Annotated in this window: 14 protein-coding genes; 11 read left to right on the top strand and 3 right to left on the bottom strand. The window is 50.2% G+C overall.

All coding sequences use genetic code 11. The features are described 5' to 3' along the window. The first annotated feature begins 84 nt into the window (after nucleotides 1–84). The 9 genes from DRJ53_RS12870 (at nucleotide 85) to DRJ53_RS12825 (ending at nucleotide 13,669) form a co-directional block, all read left to right on the top strand. Nucleotides 85–2,496, top strand: coding sequence for a glycoside hydrolase family 2 TIM barrel-domain containing protein (locus tag DRJ53_RS12870; RefSeq protein WP_241558541.1), 2,412 nt, complete (start codon nucleotides 85–87; stop codon nucleotides 2,494–2,496). A gap of 399 nt (nucleotides 2,497–2,895) precedes the next feature. Further along, the gene (locus tag DRJ53_RS12865) at nucleotides 2,896–3,750 is read left to right on the top strand and encodes a glycoside hydrolase family 16 protein (protein WP_114236045.1); all 855 of its coding nucleotides are present in this window, start codon (nucleotides 2,896–2,898) and stop codon (nucleotides 3,748–3,750) included. A gap of 240 nt (nucleotides 3,751–3,990) precedes the next feature. Next, entirely contained in the window at nucleotides 3,991–5,298 is a 1,308-nt protein-coding gene (locus DRJ53_RS12860) for a malic enzyme-like NAD(P)-binding protein (RefSeq protein WP_114236044.1), read from the top strand. 361 nt (nucleotides 5,299–5,659) lie between these two features. Continuing rightward, nucleotides 5,660–6,613, top strand: coding sequence for a dihydrodipicolinate synthase family protein (locus tag DRJ53_RS12850; protein ID WP_175580753.1), 954 nt, complete (start codon nucleotides 5,660–5,662; stop codon nucleotides 6,611–6,613). Next, entirely contained in the window at nucleotides 6,589–8,208 is a 1,620-nt protein-coding gene (locus DRJ53_RS12845; RefSeq protein ID WP_114236042.1) for an aldehyde dehydrogenase (NADP(+)), read from the top strand. Before DRJ53_RS12850 ends, DRJ53_RS12845 begins: the two co-directional genes overlap by 25 nt. A gap of 62 nt (nucleotides 8,209–8,270) precedes the next feature. After that, nucleotides 8,271–9,272 (top strand): 4-hydroxyproline epimerase, encoded by a 1,002-nt coding sequence (locus DRJ53_RS12840; protein WP_114236041.1) that lies wholly within the window; start codon nucleotides 8,271–8,273, stop codon nucleotides 9,270–9,272. 25 nt (nucleotides 9,273–9,297) lie between these two features. Next, a complete protein-coding gene (locus DRJ53_RS12835; protein WP_114236040.1) occupies nucleotides 9,298–10,542 on the top strand; it encodes an NAD(P)/FAD-dependent oxidoreductase in 1,245 nt (414 codons plus the stop codon). Nucleotides 10,543–10,638: 96 nt separating this feature from the next. Continuing rightward, nucleotides 10,639–12,426 carry a DUF885 family protein gene (locus tag DRJ53_RS12830; RefSeq protein ID WP_204743387.1) on the top strand — a complete coding sequence of 596 codons (1,788 nt, stop codon included), beginning with the start codon at nucleotides 10,639–10,641 and terminating at the stop codon, nucleotides 12,424–12,426. Between the two features lie 295 nt (nucleotides 12,427–12,721). After that, nucleotides 12,722–13,669: a sugar phosphate isomerase/epimerase family protein gene (locus DRJ53_RS12825; RefSeq protein ID WP_162303868.1), complete on the top strand. Its 948-nt coding sequence runs from the start codon at nucleotides 12,722–12,724 to the stop codon at nucleotides 13,667–13,669. A 354-nt stretch (nucleotides 13,670–14,023) separates the two neighbouring features. Here DRJ53_RS12825 and DRJ53_RS12820 read toward each other — a convergent pair whose 3' ends face one another. Genes DRJ53_RS12820 through DRJ53_RS12810 form a run of 3 tightly spaced genes read right to left on the bottom strand, consistent with a single transcriptional unit; the run spans nucleotide 14,024 to nucleotide 19,219 of the window. Then, nucleotides 14,024–15,256 (bottom strand): multiheme c-type cytochrome, encoded by a 1,233-nt coding sequence (locus DRJ53_RS12820; RefSeq protein ID WP_114236038.1) that lies wholly within the window; start codon nucleotides 15,254–15,256, stop codon nucleotides 14,024–14,026. A 27-nt stretch (nucleotides 15,257–15,283) separates the two neighbouring features. Next, nucleotides 15,284–17,476: a S9 family peptidase gene (locus DRJ53_RS12815; protein WP_114236037.1), complete on the bottom strand. Its 2,193-nt coding sequence runs from the start codon at nucleotides 17,474–17,476 to the stop codon at nucleotides 15,284–15,286. A gap of 51 nt (nucleotides 17,477–17,527) precedes the next feature. Further along, nucleotides 17,528–19,219, bottom strand: a complete 1,692-nt coding sequence (locus tag DRJ53_RS12810; protein WP_114236114.1) for a M1 family metallopeptidase — start codon at nucleotides 19,217–19,219, stop codon at nucleotides 17,528–17,530. 456 nt (nucleotides 19,220–19,675) lie between these two features. Here DRJ53_RS12810 and DRJ53_RS12805 point away from each other — a divergent pair, with 456 nt between their 5' ends. Further along, complete coding sequence (locus DRJ53_RS12805) at nucleotides 19,676–22,699, top strand: SusC/RagA family TonB-linked outer membrane protein (RefSeq protein ID WP_114236036.1); 3,024 nt, start codon at nucleotides 19,676–19,678, stop codon at nucleotides 22,697–22,699. A gap of 19 nt (nucleotides 22,700–22,718) precedes the next feature. Next, nucleotides 22,719–24,311 carry a RagB/SusD family nutrient uptake outer membrane protein gene (locus DRJ53_RS12800; protein ID WP_114236035.1) on the top strand — a complete coding sequence of 531 codons (1,593 nt, stop codon included), beginning with the start codon at nucleotides 22,719–22,721 and terminating at the stop codon, nucleotides 24,309–24,311. The last annotated feature ends 53 nt before the right edge of the window (nucleotides 24,312–24,364 follow it).

Genomic DNA, 24,364 nt, shown 5'->3' with positions numbered 1-24,364 from the left:
AAGAAAATGATATACGCCGGATACTCTGCCGGTTGTTGAAACGAACGCCAACGCCGATTTTTTGCACACCAAAAATGAATGGGTATGTACAAATTTTGTATGCTGTTGGCTTTTTGTATCGCGTTTGCTTTTCTGCATTCATCGGCACAACACAAGGGCCGGAAATCGTTCAATGCGGATTGGAAATTTAAGCTGGATAGCACAGCGGCTTTTAGCGATCCTGCCATTGATGATGCATCTTGGCGTACGCTTCAACTACCGCACGACTGGAGCATTGAAGGAAGTTTCAGCAAAGACCATCCTGCCGGCACCGGTGGTGGCGCATTGCCGGGCGGCCTGGGCTGGTATCGCAAAACATTTACCCTCCCCGAAACCGAAAAGGGCAAGCAGGTCTTTATTGAATTTGACGGCGTGTATTGCAACAGCGAAGTGTTCATTAATGGGCACTCATTGGGCATACGGCCCAACGGCTATATTTCGTTTCGCTACGAACTGACGCCGCACTTGCGTTATGGCGCCCAGCCAAATGTCATCGCGGTAAAAGTGGATAATTCAAAGCAGCCCAATTCACGCTGGTACAGTGGCTCAGGCATTTACCGGAACGTGTGGCTCACCAGCCTCAACCCGGCGCACATTGCACATTGGGGCACGTTCATCACCACGCCTAAAGTAACCAATGCTGAAGCCACAATTGCCATCACCACTGATGTTGCTGCAAACACAAATACAGCCGCGCAATTGGTCACTACCATTTTTGATGCATCTGGCCGCAAAGTGGCAACGGCTACCGTTGATGCACAGCCGAAAAACGAACAACAGATAAAGGTCAAAACGCCGCAGCTTTGGTCGGTGGAGCGGCCATACCTGTACAAAGCGGTGTCGCAGATCGTTGCAGCAGGTAAGGTGTTGGATGAATATGAAACAGTTTTCGGTATCCGCAGTTTTTATTTTGATGCGGCCAAGGGCTTTTTCCTGAATGGCAAGCCGTTGAAAATATTGGGTGTATGCAACCACCACGATCTGGGTGCGCTGGGTGCTGCCATTAATACTAGGGCATTGGAGCGCCAATTAGAGTTGCTAAAAGCCATGGGTTGCAACGGCATCCGCACATCGCACAACCCGCCTGCGCCGGAGCTGCTGCAGCTTGCCGATAAAATGGGTTTTATCGTGATGGACGAAATGTTTGACATGTGGGCCAAAGCAAAGAATCCATTTGATTATCACCTGGCCTGGGACCAGTGGCACAAGCAGGACCTCGAAGACTTTATCCGCCGCGACCGCAACCATCCTTCGATTTTTGTTTGGAGTGTAGGCAACGAAATTCCGGAACAGTGGGGCGATGCAGCCAAGGGCGACAGCAGTGGCCGCAACATCAGCCGCGAACTGGCTGCCATTGTTCGTGCATTGGATACCACGAGGCCCGTTACAACAGCCAATAACGAAACTGGCTTACATAATTTTTTACTGCAGTCCGGAGCCTTTGATCTGGTAGGGTATAATTACCACCACCAGGAGTGGGGTAGTGCGCTGCAACGCTGGCCGGGCAAGCCTTTTATTGTTACGGAAAGTACATCGGCGCTGCAAACACGCGGCCACTTCGACCTGGTGCCTGCCGACTCCATCCGCAGGTGGCCCGAAGCCTGGGACAAGCCGATACCAAATGGCGGCAATACCGATTTTACTGTGTCGGCATACGACCATGTAAGTGCGCCTTGGGGCTCCACGCATGAAGAAAGCATCAAAGAATTGTTGCGGTACCCGCATGTTTCAGGCATGTATATCTGGACCGGTTTTGATTACTTGGGCGAGCCCACACCTTATCCCTGGCCGGCACGCAGTTCTTACTTCGGCATCATCGACCTGGCAGGTTTTCCAAAAGATGTGTACTATCTCTATCAAAGCATTTTTACCAGCAAACCCGTATTGCACCTGTACCCGCATTGGAACTGGCAGAGCGGCGACACGGTTGATGTGGTGGCCTATTACAATAATGCCGATGCCGTGGAGTTGTTTGTAAATGATCGATCATTTGGTGTGGCGGCAAAGCGGGATGGTGCGCTGCATTTGAAATGGCGGGTGCCTTACCAGCCGGGCACACTGAGAGCGGTATCGAAAAAAGGCGGCAACACTGTGCTGGTAAAAGAAGTAAAAACTGCAGGTGCACCTGCACGCCTCATTGCAAAACCCGACCGGACAGTGATTAAAAGCGATGGAACTGCTCTCTCTTTTATCACTGTTGAAGTGCTCGATGCCGATGGTGTGCCGGTTCCCTATGCCGACAACATGGTGCAGTTTACAGTAACCGGCGCAGGCTTTATTGCCGCTGTAGATAATGGCAGCCCGGTTAGCATGGAGCCATTCAAAGCAACGCAACACAAAGCCGCAAAAGGAAAGGTCTTGTGCATCATTCAATCGACCGGAAAACCGGGAAAAATAACTGTAACAGCCACCGCTGCGGGTTTGCAAGACACTACTGTGCAACTGACTGCGAAATGAAAAAGTTAGCCAGTGCCAGTTTTACTCCGGGTTTTATTTTTTAAATAAAGAATGCAATAACAACTATCAGCGAAGGTGTAGTGAAAACAATTTCGACACCATTTAAAAGTAGCTGAACAAAAATCAATAACGCTTTATCACAATAGCACAATAGCTACATTGGGGAAGGCATCCGCACCCACGCTGTCATTGGTTGCGGATGCCCTTTTTTTCCTTTTTTAGGCAAGTAAAAAGCCAACATGCATCACGAAGTGAGCCTGCAAAAAAAATTGCAGATATAAATAGCCGGGCATCAATAGCATGCATTACATCAACCAGCACCAACTACTTCCGCTCATTTTACAATTATTTCTTTACTTTAAAATTTGTTTTGCAAAACAAAGAACAACAACGTTTGACATGCACCTCTTACAATACCTGCTTCCCGCCGCCATACTATTCAGCGCCTGCAACACCGCACAAAAAGCCACCCGCAACGATGCCTATGCAACCGATGGATACCAATTGGTTTGGGCAGATGAATTCAATGGAAGCGGTCCGCCCGATAGCAGCAAATGGCGCCACGAAGAAGGCTTTGTGCGCAACAATGAAGCGCAATGGTACCAGCCGCAAAATGCAACCTGCAGCAGTGGCATGCTAACCATTGAAGCACGCCGCGAAAACAAGGCCAATCCTGCGTTTCAGCAAGGCAGCGATAATTGGCGGCAGCGCCGCAAAAACATTGAATACACATCGTCGAGCATCAACACAAGGGGCCGGCACGAGTGGCAGTACGGCCGCTTTGTGATGCGTGGAAAAATCGATGCTCGTGCAGGCATCTGGCCTGCATGGTGGACCCTCGGTGTTCGGGGACAGTGGCCCTCCAATGGCGAGATCGACATCATGGAATATTACCGCGGCATGTTGCTGGCCAACGTGGCCACCGGCACTGCAACGCCTTACAAAGCGCATTGGTCTACCAAAACATTTTCGGTAGACTCATTGGGCGGAAAGGCCTGGGCCGATTCTTTTCACATATGGCGCATGGATTGGGATGAAACAGCCGTCGCATTGTATGTGGATGATATCTTGTTGAACCGAGTGCCACTAAGCCAACTGGAAAATAAAGATGGTTCCGGCATCAATCCTTTTAAGCAGCCACACTACATGTTGCTCAACCTGGCTATTGGTGGCGACAATGGCGGCGATCCATCAAACACCACTTTTCCTTCGCGTTTTGAAGTAGACTATGTTAGGGTGTATCAGAAAAAGTAATGGCGTTTTTGCATGCGCTTGGCTTTTTTAAACAGCAAACATTTTAAAACAATGCGCACCTAACGCTGGTCATCCCGCCAGCGCTGCTTGCTCGTTTGCATGGATGCGCAAACTCAAGTTCCGGGCATTTATTTTTTTATATGTTTGCAGCCCTTTGCCTGCGCCGCTGTATGTGGTTTGCAGGTTTTTTTAAACAGTAAGATCGAACTCCTGGTGCAGGAGGTTCACTAAGTAAGGCTTATGAAAAACACGTTGCACACCCCTGAACAAGACAGGGAAGCTGCTTTAGCATATCACTCGGACAACAGGGCCGGTAAAATTGAAGTATTGCCCACCAAGGCCACCAAAACACAGCGCGATCTGTCGCTGGCTTATTCACCGGGTGTGGCAGTGCCCTGCCTGGAGATTGCCGAAAACATACATGATGTTTATAAATACACCGCCAAAGGAAACCTGGTGGCTGTTATTTCCAATGGCACCGCCGTATTGGGGTTGGGCAATATCGGTCCCGAAGCCAGCAAACCGGTAATGGAAGGCAAAGCACTCCTGTTTAAGATCTGCGCCGATGTAGATGCGTTTGACCTGGAACTGGATACCACCAACGTAGATGAATTTGTGCGTACTGTAAAAATTTTGGCACCCACTTTTGGCGGCATCAACCTCGAGGACATTAAGGCGCCAGAATGCTTTGAAATAGAACACAGGTTGAAGGCCGAATTGGGCATCCCGGTAATGCACGACGACCAGCACGGCACGGCCATTATTTCCGCAGCAGCATTGCTCAATGCCTGCGAGCTGCAGCAAAAACATTTGTACGAAATAAAGCTGGTTGTAAACGGAGCCGGTGCCGCTGCCATTGCCTGCTGCCGGTTGTACCGTGCCTTGGGCGTGCAAAAAGAAAACATTGTGATGCTCGATCGCAAGGGTGTGATTCGTGCCGACAGGGAAGGACTGGATACCACCAAAGCTGAATTTGCCACCAGCCGCGACATACATACGTTGGAAGATGCCTTGCCCGGCGCCGATGTATTCGTAGGTCTTTCATCGGCTAATATTTTAACGGCACCAATGCTGCTGTCGATGGCCGAGCGGCCCATTGTTTTTGCCATGGCAAACCCTGATCCGGAAATTGGTTATGAGCTGGCGGTTGCTACCCGCAAAGACGTGATTATGGCCACAGGCCGCTCCGATTTTCCCAACCAGGTAAACAACGTACTGGGCTTTCCATACATCTTTCGCGGTGCGCTGGATGTCCAGGCCACAGCCATCAACGAAGCCATGAAAATGGCTGCGGTAAAAGCTATTGCCGCATTGGCAAAAGAGCCCGTACCCGCCGATGTGAAAGAGGCTTACCACGAACCGCACCTGCATTACGGCAGCACTTATATTATTCCCAAACCCACCGATAAGCGGCTACTCACAACCGTTTCGCTACAGGTAGCGATGGCTGCTGTGGAGTCGGGGGTAGCGCGGAAAAAGATTACCGACTGGGCTGCATACGAGCAGGAACTGGCAGCCCGCGGCAAGCGCCTGGCAGGCCAGTTGTAGCAGAACAATCAGTGATGATTTAATATTAGACGAGGCCGGGGCTCAATAGCTCCGGCCTTTGTTATTATGGTGTATGGTAGCATGCGGCGGTGGCATTTTTACATAGCAACAAAAAAGCCTCAATTGAATATTGACGGTTCCTGCTGTAAGTCAACTGCCGTAATTATCGAATCTCTTAAATTAGGTGCATTAAAATTGAAGTCATTTATCCAATTGCCCGCCACAAGGCTTTTTGGCCTGTTTACACGGATGTTTTTTCTTTATAATGTGGGCCAGTTAAAATATGTAAACAATGCATTAATTGCTGAACACCTAAACCCGTGGGGCGGTGTTAGTTTTGTTTCAATGTAAAAAGCAAATTATGACCAATATTACCTGGAAGGGCGTGTACCCTGCTGTTCTGACACCCTTTAATGAAGATGAGTCCATCGATTTTGAAACCTTTAAGCTGAATACACAGGCCCAAATAGCGGCCGGCGTGGATGGCATCATCCTGGGTGGATCGCTGGGAGAGGCAAGCACACTTGCCAACGCGGAAAAAGATGCCCTGCTGGTATATGCAAAAGAGCTGGTGGGGGCCACCACACCGGTGATCATGAACATTGCCGAACAGGCAACCCGTGTGGCCGTACAGGCTGCACAGGATGCCGAGGCCAACGGCGCCGATGGCCTGATGCTGCTGCCGCCCATGCGCTACAAAGCCGATGATGCGGAAACCGTGCAGTTCTTCAAGGACGTTGCTTCCAGCACTTCGCTGCCCATTATGCTCTACAACAACCCGGTGGATTATAAGATCATGATCACCCTCGAAATGTTCGAGGAGCTGGCAAAGGTGGACAACATTTGCTCGGTAAAAGAATCGACCCGCGATACATCGAATGTGATCCGCATGCACAATCGCTTTGGCGATCGCTATAAAGTGTTGTGTGGTGTTGACCCGCTGGCGATGGAAAGCCTGTGCGCCGGTGCCGATGGCTGGGTGGCCGGTCTGGTGGATGCGTTCCCAAGGGAAACGGTGGCCATTTACCGGTTGGTAAAAGCAGGCCAGCTGGCTGAGGCGTTGAAGATCTACCGCTGGTTTATGCCCCTTTTGGACCTCGATATTCATCCCAAGTTGGTACAATACATTAAATTGGCTGCGCAAAGCACGGGCATTGGTACCGAGTATGTGCGCAAGCCTCGCCTGCGGCTCAAAGGTGCCGAGCGGGCATCGGTTGAGGCGGTGATCAATGAAGCACTGAACAACAGGCCGCAATTGCCCGATTATCTTAACCTACAACCAACAGAAGTATGCTCCATGGAAGCAATCTCATAGGTAACAAAACCAGTGCTGCAGGCAGCGAAACACTCCGCGCCTTCAGTACCGTTACCGGCGATTTTTTGCCCGGAAATTTTACCATCGCTACCGAAGCAGAAGCATTGGAGGCCCTTGCAAAGGCAAGGGCCGCTTTTGCTGTTTATAAAAAAACAACCCCCGAAGAACGTGCCCACTTTCTGGACACCATTGCCGATGAAATTGCAGCCCTAGGGACCGACCTGATTGAGCGTACGATGCAGGAAACCGGCCTGCCGCAGCAGCGCCTTTTGGGCGAACAAGGCCGCACCACGGGCCAGTTGCGCATGTTTGCAGCACTGCTCCGCGAAGGATCTTGGGTGGAAGCCGTGATTGATACCGCGCTGCCCGACCGCAAGCCTTTGCCCCGCGCCGACATCCGCAAAGTGGCGCAACCACTGGGCCCTGTGCTGGTGTTTGCAGCGTCTAATTTCCCATTTGCTTTTTCTACCGCCGGCGGCGATACCGCGTCTGCATTGGCAGCGGGTTGCCCCGTAATTGTAAAAGCACATACCTCGCATTTGGGTACCAACGAACTGATGGCTGGTGCCATACAGCGGGCTGCGCAAAAATGCGGCATGCCCGATGGCGTTTTTTCTTCGCTTATTGGTGAAGGCAGCACCCTCGGACAAATGCTGGCCAAGCATCCCGATGTAAAAGCTATTGGTTTTACCGGGTCGTACCGTGCAGGTATGGCTTTGTATAAAGCCTCGGCCAACGACCGCAAGGCACCCATTCCGGTGTATGCCGAAATGAGTTCTATCAACCCCGTGCTGGTGCTGCCCGAAAAATCGGAGCAGGAGTGGGATACAGTGGCGGCGCAATTGTCTGCATCCATTACATTGGGCGCAGGCCAGTTTTGCACCAACCCCGGTTTGTTGTTTGTTTTAGAAAACAGCACTACCGACCTGCTGGTGCAAAAACTTGCCGACCTGCTGAAGGCTGCACCCGAAGCCACCATGCTCAATAAAACCATTTGCGGCAGCTATAATTCGGGTATTGAAAAACTGTTGGCGCTGCAGGGTGTACGTGCCCTGGTGCAGCGCCGCGATGCCGCCAATGAATACGCCGCCACCGCTACGCTGTTTGAAGTGGCTGCCGATACATTTATTGCCAACCCCGATCTGCAGGAAGAAGTATTTGGTCCCAGTTCGCTCATCATTCGCTGCAGCAGTGTGCACCAGTTAAACGAGGCCGTTTCCAGCATGCACGGGCAGCTTACCGGCACGGTGATGGGTACTGACACCGATGTAGCTGTTTTTGCGGAAACCATTGATTTGCTCACCGACCGTGTTGGCCGCTTAGTTTTCAACGGTGTGCCCACAGGTGTGGAAGTGGGCCAGGCCATGGTACACGGCGGTCCGTTCCCGGCCACAACCGATTCGCGGAGCACCTCTGTTGGTGCCGATGCCATCAAGCGTTTTGTGCGCCCCGTGTGCTACCAGGATTGCCCGCAGGAGCATCTGCCCGATGCATTGAAAGATGCAAACCCACTAGGCATTATGCGCAAAATAAATAGCGTGCTCACCAGGGGGCCCGTTGACTTGGCCGTGGCCATGCAAACCGCAAAAGCGTAACCGCAACGGTTGCGCTGCTTTGTTCACTCAATTGTTTTTGCCGGCAAGCCCGGCACCTTTATATGGCTTCAAAAAAGTTTTTTTGTGTAGATGCCCATACCTGCGGCAACCCGGTGCGGTTGGTGGCAGGGGGCGGCCCGTTGCTGCAAGGCGCCACCATGATGGAACGGCGCCTGCATTTTTTAGCCGAATACGATTGGATCCGAAAGGGGCTGATGTTTGAACCCCGCGGCCACGACATGATGAGTGGCAGCATCCTGTACCCACCTTCTGATCTGGCGAATGATATTGGTGTGTTGTTTATTGAAACAAGCGGCTGCCTGCCCATGTGCGGGCACGGCACCATTGGCACCATCACCATTGCTATTGAAGAAGGATTGGTAACGCCAAAAACACCGGGCCAACTGCGCATGGAAGCACCGGCAGGATTGGTGTTGATCGAATACAAGCAGGAAGGAAAAAAAGTAAAGTCGGTAAAACTGACCAACGTAAAATCATTCCTGGCGGCCGAAGGTTTGGAAGTAGAATGTCCTGATTTGGGCACCATTAAATTTGATGTGGCATACGGTGGTAATTTTTACGCCATCGTTGATCCACAAACGAACTTCAAGGGACTCGAACATTACACTGCCGACCAGATCATTTCGTGGAGCCGCACCTGCCGGCAGCGCATCAACGAAAAGTATGAATTTGTGCATCCCGAAATTGAGCACATTAAGGGGTGCAGCCACATGATGTGGACCGGCGCCACGCTGGACCCAACTTCCACTGCACGCAACGCTGTTTTTTATGGCGATAAAGCCATTGATCGGTCGCCCTGCGGCACCGGCACATCGGCACGCATGGCGCAGTGGTATGGCAAAGGCCAGCTTAAAAAAGGCGACGAGTTTATACACGAAAGCATCATTGGTTCCAAGTTCATTGGCCGCATCGAAGCGGAAACAACTATTGGCGGTAAACCGGCCATTGTACCCAGCATTGAAGGCTGGGCGGTGGTAACCGGTTACAATACCATCATCATCGACGATGATGACCCGTATGCACATGGCTTTCAGGTGATCTAACGTTTTAATTTTTCAAACAGCTTTCATGAAAGCAGTAGTGATCGGTGGCGGCATCATTGGTTTGAGTGCCGCCTATTATTTGCAAAAAGACGGTTGGGATGTAACCGTTGTTGATAAAACAGACTTGTCCGACAGTTGCTCCTACGGCAACTTAGGCATGGTGGTGCCCAGTCATTTTGTGCCGCTGGCGGCACCGGGCATGGTGGCGCAGGGCATCCGCTGGATGTTCAACAGCCGCAGCCCTTTTTATGTAAAACCTTCGCTGAGCCCAAGCCTTATTAACTGGGGATTGAAGTTTGTAAAAAGCGCCACCACCAAGCATGTGGAGGATTCGGCACTTCCGCTGCTTGAGATCAATAAATACAGCAAGCAGTTGTACGAAGAATGGCAGGAGGAGCCGGGGCTTGATTTTGCCTATGAAAAAAAAGGCATTCTCATGTACTACAAAACTGAAAAAGTAGGTGAGGAGGAAGTGCACCTGGCTGACAAGGCAAGGAGCCTGGGACTGGATGTTGTTGCATTAAATAAATCGGAAGTGCAGGAGTGGGAGCCGGGCATAGAACTCGATATTTTAGGCGCTGTGCATTACCGTTGTGATGCGCATTTATACCCTGGCAAACTGATGCCGCAATTAATACAGCACCTCAAAGACAAAGGCGTTGTGTTTAAAGAAAATCATACAGTAACCGATGTAGTAACCAGCGGTGGTGCGGTAAAAAAACTGGTGACCGACAAAGGCGAAATTGACGGCGATGTATTTGTGATGGCCAATGGATCGTGGCTGCCGCAACTGGCAAAAATGGCTGGTGTAACCATTCCGCTGATGCCGGGTAAAGGCTACTCGTTTACCTACAACGAGCCGCGGCAAAAACTCAATATTCCCGCCATTTTGTGCGAAGCCCGTGTGGCCATCACACCCATGAATGGCTACATGCGTTATGGCGGTACTATGGAAATTGCGCCGGTCAACAGCCGCATCAACATGAACCGGGTGCAGGGCATTGTGGAATCGGTGCCGAAATATTTCCCAGGTATAAAACTGGAGTTGCCCAACGAAAAAGATGTGTGGTATGGCTTCAGGCCTTGTTCTCCGGATGGCTTGCCCTACCTGGGTTACAACAAAAAGTACAAGAACTTAATAATTGCCGGTGGCCATGCCATGATGGGCCTGAGCTTGGGGCCGGCCAGCGGAAAAGTGGTGGCCGATTTAGCTGGCGGTAAAAAGCCGCAGGTAGATGTTGCGGCCTTTGATGCCAATCGTTTTTCCTGATAAAAAACTTTATCGAATGCATGTGTCTTATGTGGCACATGCATTTGTTTTTTGCACCCGTTTTCTTTTTATTGACTCGCTGTTTAAACGATCTGTATGAACCATTTTGGCCTGCTTAAAAAGCCTTTTTTCATTGCCTGCTCTTTTGTGGCGTTGCAGGCGGTGGCGCAACCCAAAGCTTCTTTTGTGCCCTGCCAGGAAATGCCCGACATGATGGTGCAGTTCAATGCAGACCTCCGCGCTGTGCAACGTTTTTACACACCTGCTACCGGCAACACTTTTCGCAACGCAGGCGGTGAGGGCAGCATAGGCTCGCCTGAAAAGCGGGCTCGTTTGGCAAAGCTGTATAACGACTACCTGAAGCAGTTGTCGCAAATATCTTTTACGGCTTTGCCACAGGAATGCAAGGTGGATTATATCCTATTTAAACGCGACCTAGAAGAAAAGCTGCGGCAAGGTGCCGATGAAGAAAAGGAGTACGCTAAAATCCAGCAATGGATTCCGTTCGCAGATAAAATATGGGCCGCCGAAAAGCTGCGCCGCCGTGGCACACAGCCCAATGCAGATGCACTGGCAAAAGAATGGACCGCTATTGTGCGGGATGTATCGGCACTGCAGCAAAAACTAAAAGACGAAAAAGGACTGACGCAGGAAAATATATATACCGCATCCGAAGCGGTGGAAGGCGTTCGCAAAGCGGCTACCAGCGTGTATGAATTTTACAATGGCTATGATCCGATGTTTACCTGGTCAGTACCCAAAACGTACCAGGCACTTGATTCAACGCTGGCCCGTTATGCAAAAGACATCAAAGGCAAAGCAGCTGCATTTACTGCGCCGGATAAAAGCGGCATTGTAGGCCAACCTGCAGGCCGCGATGCGCTGGTGCGCCAACTGGCTTACGAAATGATTCCTTATAGCCCCGAGGAGTTGATTGATATTGCCAACAAAGAGTTTGCCTGGTGCGATAAAGAGCTGCTGAAAGCTACCAAGGAAATGGGTTTTGGTACCGACTGGAAAGCGGCGATGGAAAAGGTAAAGAACAGTTATGTGCCTGCCGGCAAACAACCTGAAGCCATCCTGAAATTGTACGATGAAGCGATTGGTTTTTTAAAGAAAAATGACCTCATTACCATTCCGCCACTGGCCGAAGAAACATGGGGGATGATGATGATGTCGCCGGAGCGCCAACTGGTAAACCCGTTTTTCCTGGGCGGGCTTGATATCATTATTTCGTACCCCACCAATACCATGGACGAGGCCGACCGCATGATGAGCATGCGGGGCAACAACCCGCATTTTTCGAAAGCAACGGTGCACCACGAATTGATTGCCGGCCACAACCTGCAATATTTTATGAACAGCCGCCACCGCACTTATCGCAACTTTAGCACGCCGTTCTGGACCGAAGGCTGGGCGCTGTATTGGGAGCTGCTGTTGTGGGATATGCAGTTTGCCAAAAGCCCTGAAGACCGCATCGGTATGTTGTTCTGGCACATGCACCGTTGTGCCCGCATCATTTTTTCGCTCAACTACCACATGGGCAAATGGACGCCGCAGCAGTGCATCGATTTCCTGGTGGACCGCGTAGGGCATGAGCGGGCCAATGCAGAAGGCGAAGTTCGCCGTTCGTTTGTAGGCCGTTACCCGCCGCTGTACCAGTTGGCTTACCTTACCGGCGGCCGCCAGTTTTATGCATTGAAAAAGGAGCTGGTGGATAGCGGCAAAATGACCGCGAAACAATACCACGATGCGGTGATGCGCCTCAATGCAATGCCTGTTGAAATGATCCGTGCCATCCTTACCAACCAGCCGCTGACGGAAGATTATAAGACCAAATGGAAGTTTTATAAAAGTGGGGAAGTAGAAGGGAAGCAGTTTTAAAAGCAGCAATATTATTATTGATCATGGTATAAAAAAGCAACGGCCTAAAAGGTCGTTGCTTTTTTTATGGTTTATCGCTGCACGATGTGTTGGGAAGTTTATTAATTAGAAACGACAATCTGGAAACAAAGCAATTAATGTGTATTTTAAATGATCGCGTTGTTTAAAGTTTTATTCATTCGTACAGCTTTGTACACGCTTGATCAATTAAATGCATGCCATGCGAATCCATTCAAGTATCACCCACTCTGCCTGTTTATTAGGTAATAAGTTGTTTCCAACAAAGCCCCTACTCATGCTGAAAGGTGTATTTAATACCAACGCATTTCTTTGTGTAGCTTTCTCCCTGCTCACTATTCTTTTCTCCTGCGCCGATGCGCCTCAATCCTCAACACCAATCGCACAGGAAAAGCCCGCCATGAAACCCAAACTTGCCGCACAACTCTGGACCTTTCGTTATGAACTGCAGAAAGATGTGCGGGGCACATTAAACAAGATCAAAGGGCTCGGCATTGACTATGTGGAAGGCTTTGATGCACCTTATATCACCGGCAACCCGGAAGCATTTAAATCGGCATTGGATTCAGCGGGCCTGCAACTGTTTGCACTCCATTGGAGCGAAATGAAAGACTGGCGAAACGATCCCGCCATGATCATGCAGACAGCGAAAAAACTGGGTGCCAAATATGTGGGCATTGCGTGGTTGAAGAACACAAAAGAAGACACGGTAACACTGGCAGTTGTAAACGAAGCTGCTGATTTGCTCACACAATCCTGCGCCGCGGCAAAGGCAGAGAGCCTGCAATTGTATTATCACATTCATGGCTATGAATTGCAGCCGATGGGCAGTGGTAAAACGTTTTTCGACAGCTTTATGGAGCGCATTGATGGCAATTGTGTGCGGCTGGAAGCCGATATGTATTGGGTGGCTTATGCCGGGCAGGACCCGGTGCAATTTATGCAGCAATACCGCGGCGGCATTGACTTTTTGCACATCAAAGACATGGCACCATCCGTATCCACCGGCGTTTTTACCGGTGCCAACTTTATGCCTCCTGATATGCCTGCATCAAACTGGGTACCGCTGGGCCAGGGCAAGATTAACTACAAGCCTATTTTTCAAAAGGGCAAAGAGATAGGTGTGGAATGGTATATTTTGGAAATGGATAAATACGGTGGTGATGTGTTTGCCGCGGTGGATTCGTCGATTGCTTATATCAGGAAAGAAAAGTTGTTTCCGTGATATTAATTTTTTTTAAAGCACTTTTGTTTATAAGCTCTTTGCAAATGTAAATGCACTTGCCTTTGTCATCCTGAGCGCAGCGAAGGATCTGAGTTTCCATTCAATTTTAATGTTGACAATTGTAAGTGTCTCGCCAATGCTGACATTTTCTAAAACACAACGTTCAGATCCTTCGCTGCGCTCAGGATGACAAGCAGCGGTGCCGAACGTGTTGCAAAAATGCTCATGTGGAAATTTATACGAGAAGCGTATAGGAAGGTATCATTCTCTGCGAGAGAAAATTTTACACAAGCCTATTGCAATTGACTGATCGAGTAGAAGATTGACACCCCATTCGCAGCAAAGATCAGTTCCCTACAACTTCTTAAACCTATTCCCCTCTCCCGGGTAAATCCCAATCAAATGCGTCCGCACCAGATTAGGCGTGGGCTGCATGCTGCCCTGCGATTGCAATGAGATCACATGCGATTCTTTTGCCGGCATATGGCAATCGATACAATTGGCCCGGATGCCGGCACCCAGCTCTTTTTCCTTGGGGCAAAAGGCATTGCCCGATTGCTGGTGGCAGCTCATACAACGCTGCGAAAAAACGGCCATGTTTGTACGCTCAGTAGTATGCGGATTGTGGCAGGACGAACAATCCATGGTGATGCTATTTTCAAAACAGGCGCTGGCCTGCAATAGCTGCACCTGGTTGCCGTGCACGTCTATAGCATTCGGGTCTGGCTTCGTCGTATCCGGCGGTAAAAATTCGGACAACTGTGCACCGGGTGTAAAGCGGAATGTTGGTTTGATTGACTCCCGCAAACCCGAATGGCAGGTGGCGCAAACATCCATTTTCTGCTGGCGTGTAAGCGATGCCTGCACCGGTATGTGCTGCGCTGTTTTTTCTGTTGGGTTTGCCTGGTGAAACTGCACATGCTGCGCAGCCGGTCCATGGCATCGTTCGCAATCGATGCCATAAATGATCTTGCCCTGATCGAAATGATCCACACGAAAGCCATCTTGTGCACTTACATTGGTGCGGCGGATATAAGAGCTGTGGCATTCAAAACAACCAATGGGAATGTTGCGGTCAAAGCGCACTTGCTTAGCCGGATAGTTTGGGCTGTTGGCCCAGCGCTGCATCGGCACAAAATAAGACACGGGCAGTTGAAAAACCTTGTCGTCTTGGTAATACAAAAAAGTTTGCGCCTTTCTGCCGGAGCCCACAACCAAATCAAACCGGAATGCCTGTTGCTCCTGGTTATTGAGGTAAGCCACCTGGTACAAGCCACTGTCGCGGCGCTCCATGGCCACCTTTACATGCGGCTGGTAGTAATACTCGTTTGAATCCCTTTCAAAGCTGCCTTTGATCGTGCCTTCGTTTGCAGGTGCTGTGCTCCGGTTATGTGCTGTGTGCAGGTAACTGTCGTAAATATTTGCATGGCAACTACGGCACGCCTCAGCACCCGCGTAGCCTGCACCACGCAGGTCGGTGCCGGCTGCTGCGGGCTGCTGCATGCATTGCACAAAGACGGTTACCAGCGCAGCAATAGCGGTCACCATCCAAACACCCCGGTTGCTGCGCATGGTCCTGTTTTTCATGCTAAAAGTAAACGCGTTTTTGTGCGATCAATATTGTTTGTTGCCGCCTTCCCGTTTAGGTCCGCCGGGACATTGTTCTTTTAAAAACTTGGTGAACAAACCAGCCAGGTGCCTGCTCGTTCCTTCGCCTTCGTTAATAGAGTGGGTGCGGTTGGGATAGCTCATCATCTGAAACTGTTTGCCCCATTTCACCAGTTCGTTAATCAGCATTTCGGTGCCTTGGTAATGCACATTATCGTCGCCGGTGCCGTGTACCACCAGCAGGTTGCCCTTCAGGTTTTTGGCGTGTGTAATAGGCGATCCGGCCACAAAGTCTTCCATATTTTCCTGCGGCAAACCCATATAGCGTTCCTGGTAAATATTGTCGTACAACAACTGGTTGGGCACCGGCGCAATGGATATACCGGTTTGGTAAATATCAGGGTATTGAAACAGCAGATTAAGCGTGGTTGAGCCACCGCCGCTCCAGCCATGCACCGCAATACGGCTGCTGTCTACAAACGACCATTGCCTTATTTTTTTTGCCGCCATTGCCTGGTCGCGGATGTTGATGACACCGATCTTCCGGTATATGGATTTGCGCCATGCAGCACCTTTCGGTTGCGGCGTTCCGCGGCCTTCCACACTCATGTAAATGTATCCGTCGTCGGCCATGTTGCCCATGTAAAGGCCATTGTTGCCAATTCCTGCAGCATCACGCACTGTTGTGCCTGCGGGCTCGGCATACACCTGGAAAACCACCGGGTATTTTTTGGTGCTGTCAAAGTTTTTGGGCTTTACCATCCAGCCGTTCATTGTAATGCCGTCTTCAGTGGTGATGGTAAACATTTCTACGTTCGGGCCACCGCCGGCTGCAGTTTGCGCCAGCGTTTTAATGGATTTATGCGCAGGCAGTTGCACCCATTCCGACAAGCGTTCGTTGCGGTGGTTGGAAAAATTGTGCATGGCAAAACTACCATCGGGGCTGGTGCGGTATTGGTGTGTGCCGCGCTGCGCTGCAGGCGATAATTGCTCCAACTTTCCGCCGCCTTTTAGCGAAATGCGGTGCAGGTATTGCTGCGTTGCATTTTGCGGCGACGCCATAAAATACACGTACCCGTTTTTTGCATCAATTGCATTTACCGAGATCACATCGTAATCACCTTTGGTGATGAGTGTTTCTTTACCATTGCGGTCGAGCAGGTAAATATGGCGCCAGCCATCTTTTTCCGAAACCCACAAAAAGTTTTTGCCGCCATTGAGCCAATCCCAGCCCGCAAAGTCATCGCTCCAGCGGGCTTTTACATCAATCCATGCGTTGTCGTTTTCGGTGTAGATTTTTTTAGCGGTTCCATTTGCAGCATCGCAAATAAAAATGTTAGCTACATTTTGTTTGCGGTTCAGTTGTTCTAATATGATCTCGGTGTTGTTGGCAGCCCACTCCATGCGCGGAATGTAGTGCTGTTGCGGATCGCCGGGCACCTGCATCCATGTGGTAGCCCCCGATGCAATATTGACAACACCCACTTTTGCAGGCGAAGGCGCTTCGCCCACTTTCGGATATTCAACCGGGATGGTAAACGAATACACCGAATCAGTGTTGTTAATCATGAGGAAATTGCGGATCTGCCGCGCATCAATTTGCCAGTAGGCAATGCTTTTGCTATTGGGGCTCCACCGAAAGCCGTCGCGGCAATCAAATTCTTCTTCATAAGCCCAATCAAAAGTTCCGTTGATGAGGCGGTCCGTGCCGTCTTTGGTAAGTTGTTTGATCGCACCGGATGCAAGGTCTTCTACAAAAATGTTGTGCTCTGAAACATAAGCAACGGAGCTCGCATCCGGTGAAAATTTTGCAAACATCAGTGATGATGCCGGCCTTCCTTGCCCCAATTGTTTCAATGTGCCGGATGCAAGATCTTTCACCCAGTAATCGCCACGGGTATCGAGCCGCCACACTTTTTTAGTGTTGGTGTAGAGCAATACTTTTTTGCCATCATCTGAAAAGGCAAACGACCGGATGGGAATGGAACGCTGGCCTGCTGCGGGTTTTAAAGTGCCCGAATCGGCAACCACTGTTTTGGTAAAGGCGGGCAACTGATAGGCCACAATACCGTTGTCTTCAATGGCATAATAACGGTTGCCTTCTTTGGCCCACACCATGCCGCGGGTAGATTGCGCAATGGCCACCTGGCAGACCGTGGCAATAGCTAAAAATGCAACAAGGATTTTTGTATAACGCATAATAAAATTGAATCGGGAATGATGGTTGTTTGCTGAAATGGCGCAGCGTGTTTAGCGCAATGCAGTTTTGCCCTCCGAAGGCTCGGCAACGATGTAATACATTTTCTCAATGGCTTCTTTTGTAAACAGTGCTTCAGCGCCCGCTTTCAGTTCGGATGTTTTCCATCCTGTTGTGGGTTCAATGCGCATAGAAACAGTAGCATTCTGCATGGAAATAGGCAAGTTGAAACCGGCTACGCAATTGGTCCAACGATAGATAAGCTTTTGACCATTGCCGCTTACATAAAATTCGAGTTTGGGTATTTGCGTTGTGCGCAGGTACTGGTCAAATACTTTGGTATAATCAAAACCGGCCCGCTTTGAAATGTATTCTTCCACCTGTTTGCTGGAAACGGTTTGGTGGTAAAATGTTTTATTCAAACCACGCAGGATGTCGCGGAACAGGACGTCGTTGGCCATGCTGTGGCGGATGGCATGCAACATGTTGCCGCCTTTGGGATACATATCGCCGCTGCCTTGTGCATTTACGCCATAGGGCGGAATGATGGGCTTATCATTGCGGATGCCCTGGCGGGTGCCCCTATTGTATTCGTTGCCGGCCTGCACGCCAAAAATATGGTCCACAAAAAGCGTTTCGCTGTAATTGGTAAAACCTTCATGCACCCACATGTCGGCCAGGTCGCGGGTGGTGATGTTGTTGCCAAACCACTCGTGGCCGCTTTCATGGATCACAATAAAATCCCATTTCATGCCCCAGCCCGTGCCCGAGCCATCGCGGCCGCGGTAACCGGGTTTGTAATGGTTGCCATAAGCCACAGCACTTTGGTGTTCCATGCCGGTGTGCGGCACATCAATCAGTTGGTAGCCATCTTCATAAAAAGGGTAGGGGCCAAACCAGTGTTCAAATGCTTTCAGCGTGTTGTGCACCTCCGGTTTTAAGTAGCTTTTTGCTTTAGGTAAATTGTAATCCAGCACCCAATAGGTTACATCCAGCTTGCCTTTTTCGCCGGGATACACTTCTTTAAACGAAACATATTTGCCGATGTACGGGATGATGTTGTAGTTGTTGATCGGGTTGGTTACTTCCCATGTAAAACTGGCGAGCTTGCCGGGTAGCTTTTGCTGTTGTTTCAATCGTCCGTTGCCTACTGCCATCAATGTATCATGAACGATCATAGTAAGTGTTGCGCCCCTGTCCGGTTCGTCGCTTTGGTGATCCTTACACGGGTACCAAACCGATGCGCCGAGGCCCTGGCAGGTAACGGTCATCCAGGGCCGGTTTAGTGAGTCCTTCGTAAAGGTCCAGCCGCCATCCCATGGTGCACGTACAGCTTCCCTTGGTGTTCCCGAATAAAAAACAGTGAGTTTATTGGTTGCGCCTTTCTTTTGCTGTGGCATTGCAATGAACCAGGCATTGCCATCGTTGCGAAAGCGTAGCTTTTGTTTGCCATTTAACACAGCACTATCAATATGCAGCGGCGTTTGCAAGTCGATCTGCATTTCGGCAGCACCTTTTTCATCCAACACTTTATAGCCGATGGTGTTGCTGCCTTTTAAAGATTTGGTTTCAAAATCGGGCTGCACCGAAATGGCGTAATGCTGCGCATCCCACCAGGCACGTTGTGGCGTAATGCTGCCGCGCAGGGTATCGGCACGGGTAAAAGTCTGGGGCTTGGATTGTGCCTGTGCGGCCTGTAAGCCGCAACTAAGGGCCAGGCCGGCCAACCAATAAATAGGCTTCATATAGGTGGGTTTGATCATGAAGGTAGTAATGCGACAAGATAACATATAGATATGAACCGGTAGCGTTTTGGCGGCGTTGCGTTTGGGTATAAAAATGAAGTGGCCTGCTGCAGAAATCCTTGCACTTTTCCTCATCTTTATTTACATCACAACCCATCCATTTTACCGCAGGCTAAACCTGCTAAAATAATATTCATTAAAGAAAACTGCTGCGCCGCATTTTGCAAATAATGCCCATATTTTAACCTTGGAACGTTGCTGCTGAAAATCGATGTGATGGGCGCCTGTAGCGGCTTTTGTTGCAGCATTTTACACAAATAATGCCCATAATTTATGCAGCAGGGTAAAGGGTTAAAATTTGTAAACATCAGGATAATATGCTTCTGCACATCGCTGTTGAAGCCGCATAATTTAGTGTTTCATTGAACTTCCTCTCACCCCCTAAAGTCATCGTATATGAAACGAATGGTACAATGTATATTAGCTTGTGCCTTGCTTACTAACCAACCGCTGCATGCGGCTCCTTATGTTCCACCGGGTTATGTAGCTTACCGCACCTTAACAGGCGTAGTTACAGATGCCACAACAAAGGAACCTCTGGCTGGTGCATCGGTTCAGGTTAAAAATTCTTCCGTTGGTACCACCACCGACGCCGCTGGGCGCTTTAGCCTGAATGTGGAAGGAAACGTAACGCTGGTTGTGTCGTATGCCAACTATGCCGTACAGGAGTTTCCCATCAAAGACCAGGCTTCGATCACCATTCAGTTGGAGAAAAACATTGCCAGCATGAACGAAGTAGTGGTGGTAGGATATGGCACGCAAAGAAGGGGAGAGGTTACAAGTGCTGTGTCCAGCGTAAAGGCTGAAGATTTTACACAAGGCTTTGCCCGTGATGCTGCACAACTGATCCAGGGCAAAGTTGCCGGTATCTCGGTAGCCACACCCAGCGGCGACCCCAATGCAACTGCACAAATTTCTTTGCGTGGTGCCAACAGTATCTTAGGTAACAACGCACCTCTTGTATTGATCGATGGTATCCCTGGCAACCTGAACACGGTGGCACCGGAAGACATTGAATCGATTGATGTTTTGAAAGACGGTTCAGCTGCGGCCATTTATGGTACCCGCGGCAACAATGGTGTGATCCTGATCACTACCGTAAAACGCAAAGGCGGCAACCGTCCGCCCACTCTTAACTATCATGGCTATGTAACGGTGCAGCAAATTGCCCGTAAAATGGAGTTTCTGAATGCCGATGATTACCGCCGCCTGATCAGCCAGGGCGTAAAAGGCTTCAACCAGGACCAGGATCCAACCAAGCCCGGTTATTCGAATGTAGCCGGTTCAAACGACGAATATGGCGCCAACACTGATTGGTTTGAAACCATTACCCGCACACCCATCAGCCACACCCACAACCTTACGCTGCAAGGTGGCAACGGGCAAACAAACTACACCGCATCGCTCAACTACCGCGACTGGCAGGGCATTTTCCTTCGCTCAGATAACCGCCAGATCATTGGCCGCCTCGATGTAAACCATGCGATGTTTGATGGCAAACTCAAATTCAATGTCAATGCCATTACCCGTTCGCGTAAAAACTTTTCGGGGCCCAGTTATAGCTACGCCTACCGCCAGGCGCTGATCCGCAATCCAACGGAACCGGTTTATACACCCGAAGGCAATTATTTTGAACGCCCGGTGTATAACTACGAAAACCCGCTCCGCAGCATCCAGGAAACCGATGGCGAGTACCGTGCAAACGAACTGCGATTAAACGGTAGCGTTACCTTTACGCCCATCAAAGACCTGAATTTTAAACTGCTTGTTTCGGGCAACCAAACCAATGGTTTGAGTGCTTACTACGAAAAATGGAACCACCTCGCATCGGTTAACAACAACCGCCGCGGGTATGCTTCAAGAGGCAGCAGCTTTAGCCGCGATGAGTTGTTGGAATTTACCACCGACTATAGCCGCAGCTTTGGCGACCACCGCATTTCAGCGTTGGGTGGTTACAGCTACCAGTACAATTCGTACGAAGGCTTTGATGCATACAACTCCGATTTTCCTTCCGACCTGTTTTCCTACAACCGGCTTGAATCCGGCGACGGTCTTGCTTTTCAAACCACGCCGTTTGGTATGAACAGCGATAAGAACGACTGGAGGCTGATTGGTTTCTTTGGCCGGTTCAACTACACCTTTAAAGACCGGTACATGTTGATGGCTTCCCTGCGCCACGAAGGTTCTTCCAAATTTGGTAAAAACTACCAGTGGGGCCAGTTCCCGGCCGTGTCGCTTGGCTGGCGCATCAACAAGGAGTCGTTCATGCAGAATGTTCGCGCTGTCAACGACCTGAAGCTGCGTGCAGGTTATGGTATCACCGGTACCATTCCCAACGATCCATATCGTTCGCTTATTTTGTCCGACTATGGTGCACGTTTCCTGAGCAATGGCCGCTGGATCCAGCAGATTGCACCAGGCAGCAACCCCAACCCCGACCTGCGTTGGGAAAAGAAACTGGAATGGAACTTTGGTGTTGACTTTGCCCTCTTCAACAACCGTGTTAGCGGTAGCATCGATGCCTATCAGCGTGATACCAAAGACATGCTCTACAACTTCGCCGTGCCTGTGCCGCCGTACCTATTCAACAGCATTTTGTGGAACTCGGGCCATATGCGCAACCGTGGTTTAGAAGTGCTGGTAAATGTGGTGCCGGTGCGCAGCAAGAAGTTTGAATGGAACACCAACTTTACGTTCTCTGCCAACAAAAACAAGCTGATTGCCATCACTGGTCCTGCATCTTCGGGCACTATTGATTACATCACTGCAGGTGGCACCGGCGAACCCATCCAGGAAGCCACCCACCGCAACTATGTAGGTCAGCCCGTTGGTTCTTTCTATGGATACAAATCCATCGACATTGCACCGGATTCTACCTGGATCATTGAAGGAGAAGACGGCAAGCCAAAATCAATGCGCAACTCAACGCCTTCTGACAAAAAGATCTTGGGCAACGGTATTCCCAAATACATCGTTGGCTGGAACAACTCTTTCCAGATGGGCAACTGGGACCTGAACATCAACCTGCGTGGCGCTTTTGGATACCAGATCCTGAACATGCAAAAGATGTATTATGCCAACCCCAAGATCAACCAGTACAACATGCTCCAGTCTGCGTTTGACCCGGTTTATGGCAAAACGCCCATCTATGCCGACCTCGCATATGTTTCTTACTACATTGAGCAGGGCGACCACATCAAGATCGACAACGTGAGCCTTGGTTATGCACTGCCCATTAAAAACAGCAAAGTGATCCGCAATGCACGGGTGTATGTTGCCGGCCTCAACCTGCTCACCATCACTGGTTACACCGGCATCGATCCGGAAGTGAACAGGGTTGGTCTTTCACCCGGCATCGATGAGCGGGATAAATACCCAACCACCCGTTCCTTTACTGTTGGCGCCAACATTACCTTCTAACAATTTATCTGCTTAAACAATGAACAGAAATATAAAAGCTTCGTTTGCGGTAGTGCTGTTCGGCACAGCAACGCTGCTCAATGGTTGCACCAAACTTGATGAAACGGTGTACGACCGGGTGCCTACTGAAGAATTTGTGCCTACCGAAAAGGACATTCCAACCATCATTGCACCAGTGTACACCAACCTGCGGGGCATGCATGCATCCTGGCAGGGCAACTTCGACCTGCAGGAAGAAGCAGCCGATGTAATTGTAACGCCGGCCCGCCCGAACGGTTGGTTTGATGGCGGCACTTACCAGCGCATGCACCAGCATGCCTGGAACGCCGTGCAGTGGCAGCCGCAAAACCTCTGGGAACATTGCTACCGCGGCATCAATACCGCCAACCGGGTAATTTACCAGATGGAATCGGGCGAAGTGCCTATTGCCAGCGGTAAAGAACAACTGGTAGCCGAGCTGAAAGCTGCACGGGCTTATTACTATTACAACCTGCTCGATAACCACGGCAATGTGCCCATCGTTACCGATTACAAAGATGTATCGTTACCCAAGCAAAGCACCCGCCTTGAAGTATACAATTTTGTAGTAAAAGAATTCACTGATGCCATTCCGCTGCTGAATGAAAAAGCAGACCAGTCGACCTATGGCCGCTTTACCAAATGGGCTGCAAAGGCCATGCTGGCAAAAGTGTACCTCAATGCAGGCGTGTACACCGGCACACCGCAGTGGGATAAAGTGATCCAGGAATGTAACGACATCATTGCAGCGGCACCGGGCCGTTACGTATTGGAAGCTGATTACAAAGCACCATTCAAAACCGATAACCACAACTCCAAGGAACTCATCTTCGCCGTGCCATACGACGAGATACAAGCCACGCAGTTCAACATGCACATGAAAACCCTCGATCCTGTGCATCGTGCAGTGCTGAGCATGGCAGCACAGCCTTGGGGTGGCAATGCTGCGGTGCCGCAGTTTATTGATACTTATGATCCCGATGACTCAAGGTTGAAAGACACCTGGATCATGGGCCCGCAGCTCAATGCAACTACCGGCGCAGTGGTGATCAACTACACCAAGCACCTCGATGGTTTGGCGCTTTCGGGCAGCAACCAGGGCTACCGCATTGGTAAATACGAGATCAAGATTGGTGCCCGTGGTGCCCTCAGCACCGACTACCCGCTGGCCCGCTACTCCGATGTGCTGATGATGAAAGCAGAAGCCCTGCTGCGCACCGGAAAAGCTAATGAAGCCGCCGAAATTGTAACACAGGTGCGCCAGCGTGCATTTAAAGCAAACCCGGCCAAAGCCACCGTAACCGGTGCGCAACTGATGATGGGCAGCTCGTACAAATACGGTTACTACAATACCAACGGCACCATCAGTGAGTACCAGGGTGGCGATGATATCCAGTTTGGCCGTTTCCTTGATGAACTGGGCTGGGAGTTTGCAGCCGAGGCACGCCGCCGGCAGGACCTGATCCGCTTTGGTGTATTCAGTACCAAAACATGGTTTAATCACCGGCCAACATCGCCCAACAAAGCGCTGTTCCCGCTGCCCGAAGCAGAACTGGTTAAGAACTCAAACCTGAAACAAAACCCCGGATATTAAAACATATTTTTCCTGTAACGTTTGAAGTGAGCACTACGCCTGTGGCCTTTTGT

The sequence above is a fragment of the Paracnuella aquatica genome (assembly GCF_003332885.2).
Taxonomy (GTDB): domain Bacteria; phylum Bacteroidota; class Bacteroidia; order Chitinophagales; family Chitinophagaceae; genus Flavisolibacter; species Flavisolibacter aquaticus.
Note: the sequence above shows the minus strand (reverse complement) of the source record. Positions and strands in the feature narration are given on the sequence as shown.

Bases quoted from the DNA above. Each gene is read 5' to 3' on its own strand.
- DRJ53_RS12870 (WP_241558541.1), top strand. From the start codon at position 85: ATGTACAAATTTTGTATGCTGTTGGCTTTTTGTATCGCGTTTGCTTTT.
- DRJ53_RS12865 (WP_114236045.1), top strand. From the start codon at position 2,896: ATGCACCTCTTACAATACCTGCTTCCCGCCGCCATACTATTCAGCGCC.
- DRJ53_RS12860 (WP_114236044.1), top strand. From the start codon at position 3,991: ATGAAAAACACGTTGCACACCCCTGAACAAGACAGGGAAGCTGCTTTA.
- DRJ53_RS12850 (WP_175580753.1), top strand. From the start codon at position 5,660: ATGACCAATATTACCTGGAAGGGCGTGTACCCTGCTGTTCTGACACCC.
- DRJ53_RS12845 (WP_114236042.1), top strand. From the start codon at position 6,589: ATGCTCCATGGAAGCAATCTCATAGGTAACAAAACCAGTGCTGCAGGC.
- DRJ53_RS12840 (WP_114236041.1), top strand. From the start codon at position 8,271: ATGGCTTCAAAAAAGTTTTTTTGTGTAGATGCCCATACCTGCGGCAAC.
- DRJ53_RS12835 (WP_114236040.1), top strand. From the start codon at position 9,298: ATGAAAGCAGTAGTGATCGGTGGCGGCATCATTGGTTTGAGTGCCGCC.
- DRJ53_RS12830 (WP_204743387.1), top strand. From the start codon at position 10,639: ATGAACCATTTTGGCCTGCTTAAAAAGCCTTTTTTCATTGCCTGCTCT.
- DRJ53_RS12825 (WP_162303868.1), top strand. From the start codon at position 12,722: ATGCTGAAAGGTGTATTTAATACCAACGCATTTCTTTGTGTAGCTTTC.
- DRJ53_RS12820 (WP_114236038.1), bottom strand. From the start codon at position 15,256: ATGAAAAACAGGACCATGCGCAGCAACCGGGGTGTTTGGATGGTGACC.
- DRJ53_RS12815 (WP_114236037.1), bottom strand. From the start codon at position 17,476: ATGCGTTATACAAAAATCCTTGTTGCATTTTTAGCTATTGCCACGGTC.
- DRJ53_RS12810 (WP_114236114.1), bottom strand. From the start codon at position 19,219: ATGAAGCCTATTTATTGGTTGGCCGGCCTGGCCCTTAGTTGCGGCTTA.
- DRJ53_RS12805 (WP_114236036.1), top strand. From the start codon at position 19,676: ATGAAACGAATGGTACAATGTATATTAGCTTGTGCCTTGCTTACTAAC.
- DRJ53_RS12800 (WP_114236035.1), top strand. From the start codon at position 22,719: ATGAACAGAAATATAAAAGCTTCGTTTGCGGTAGTGCTGTTCGGCACA.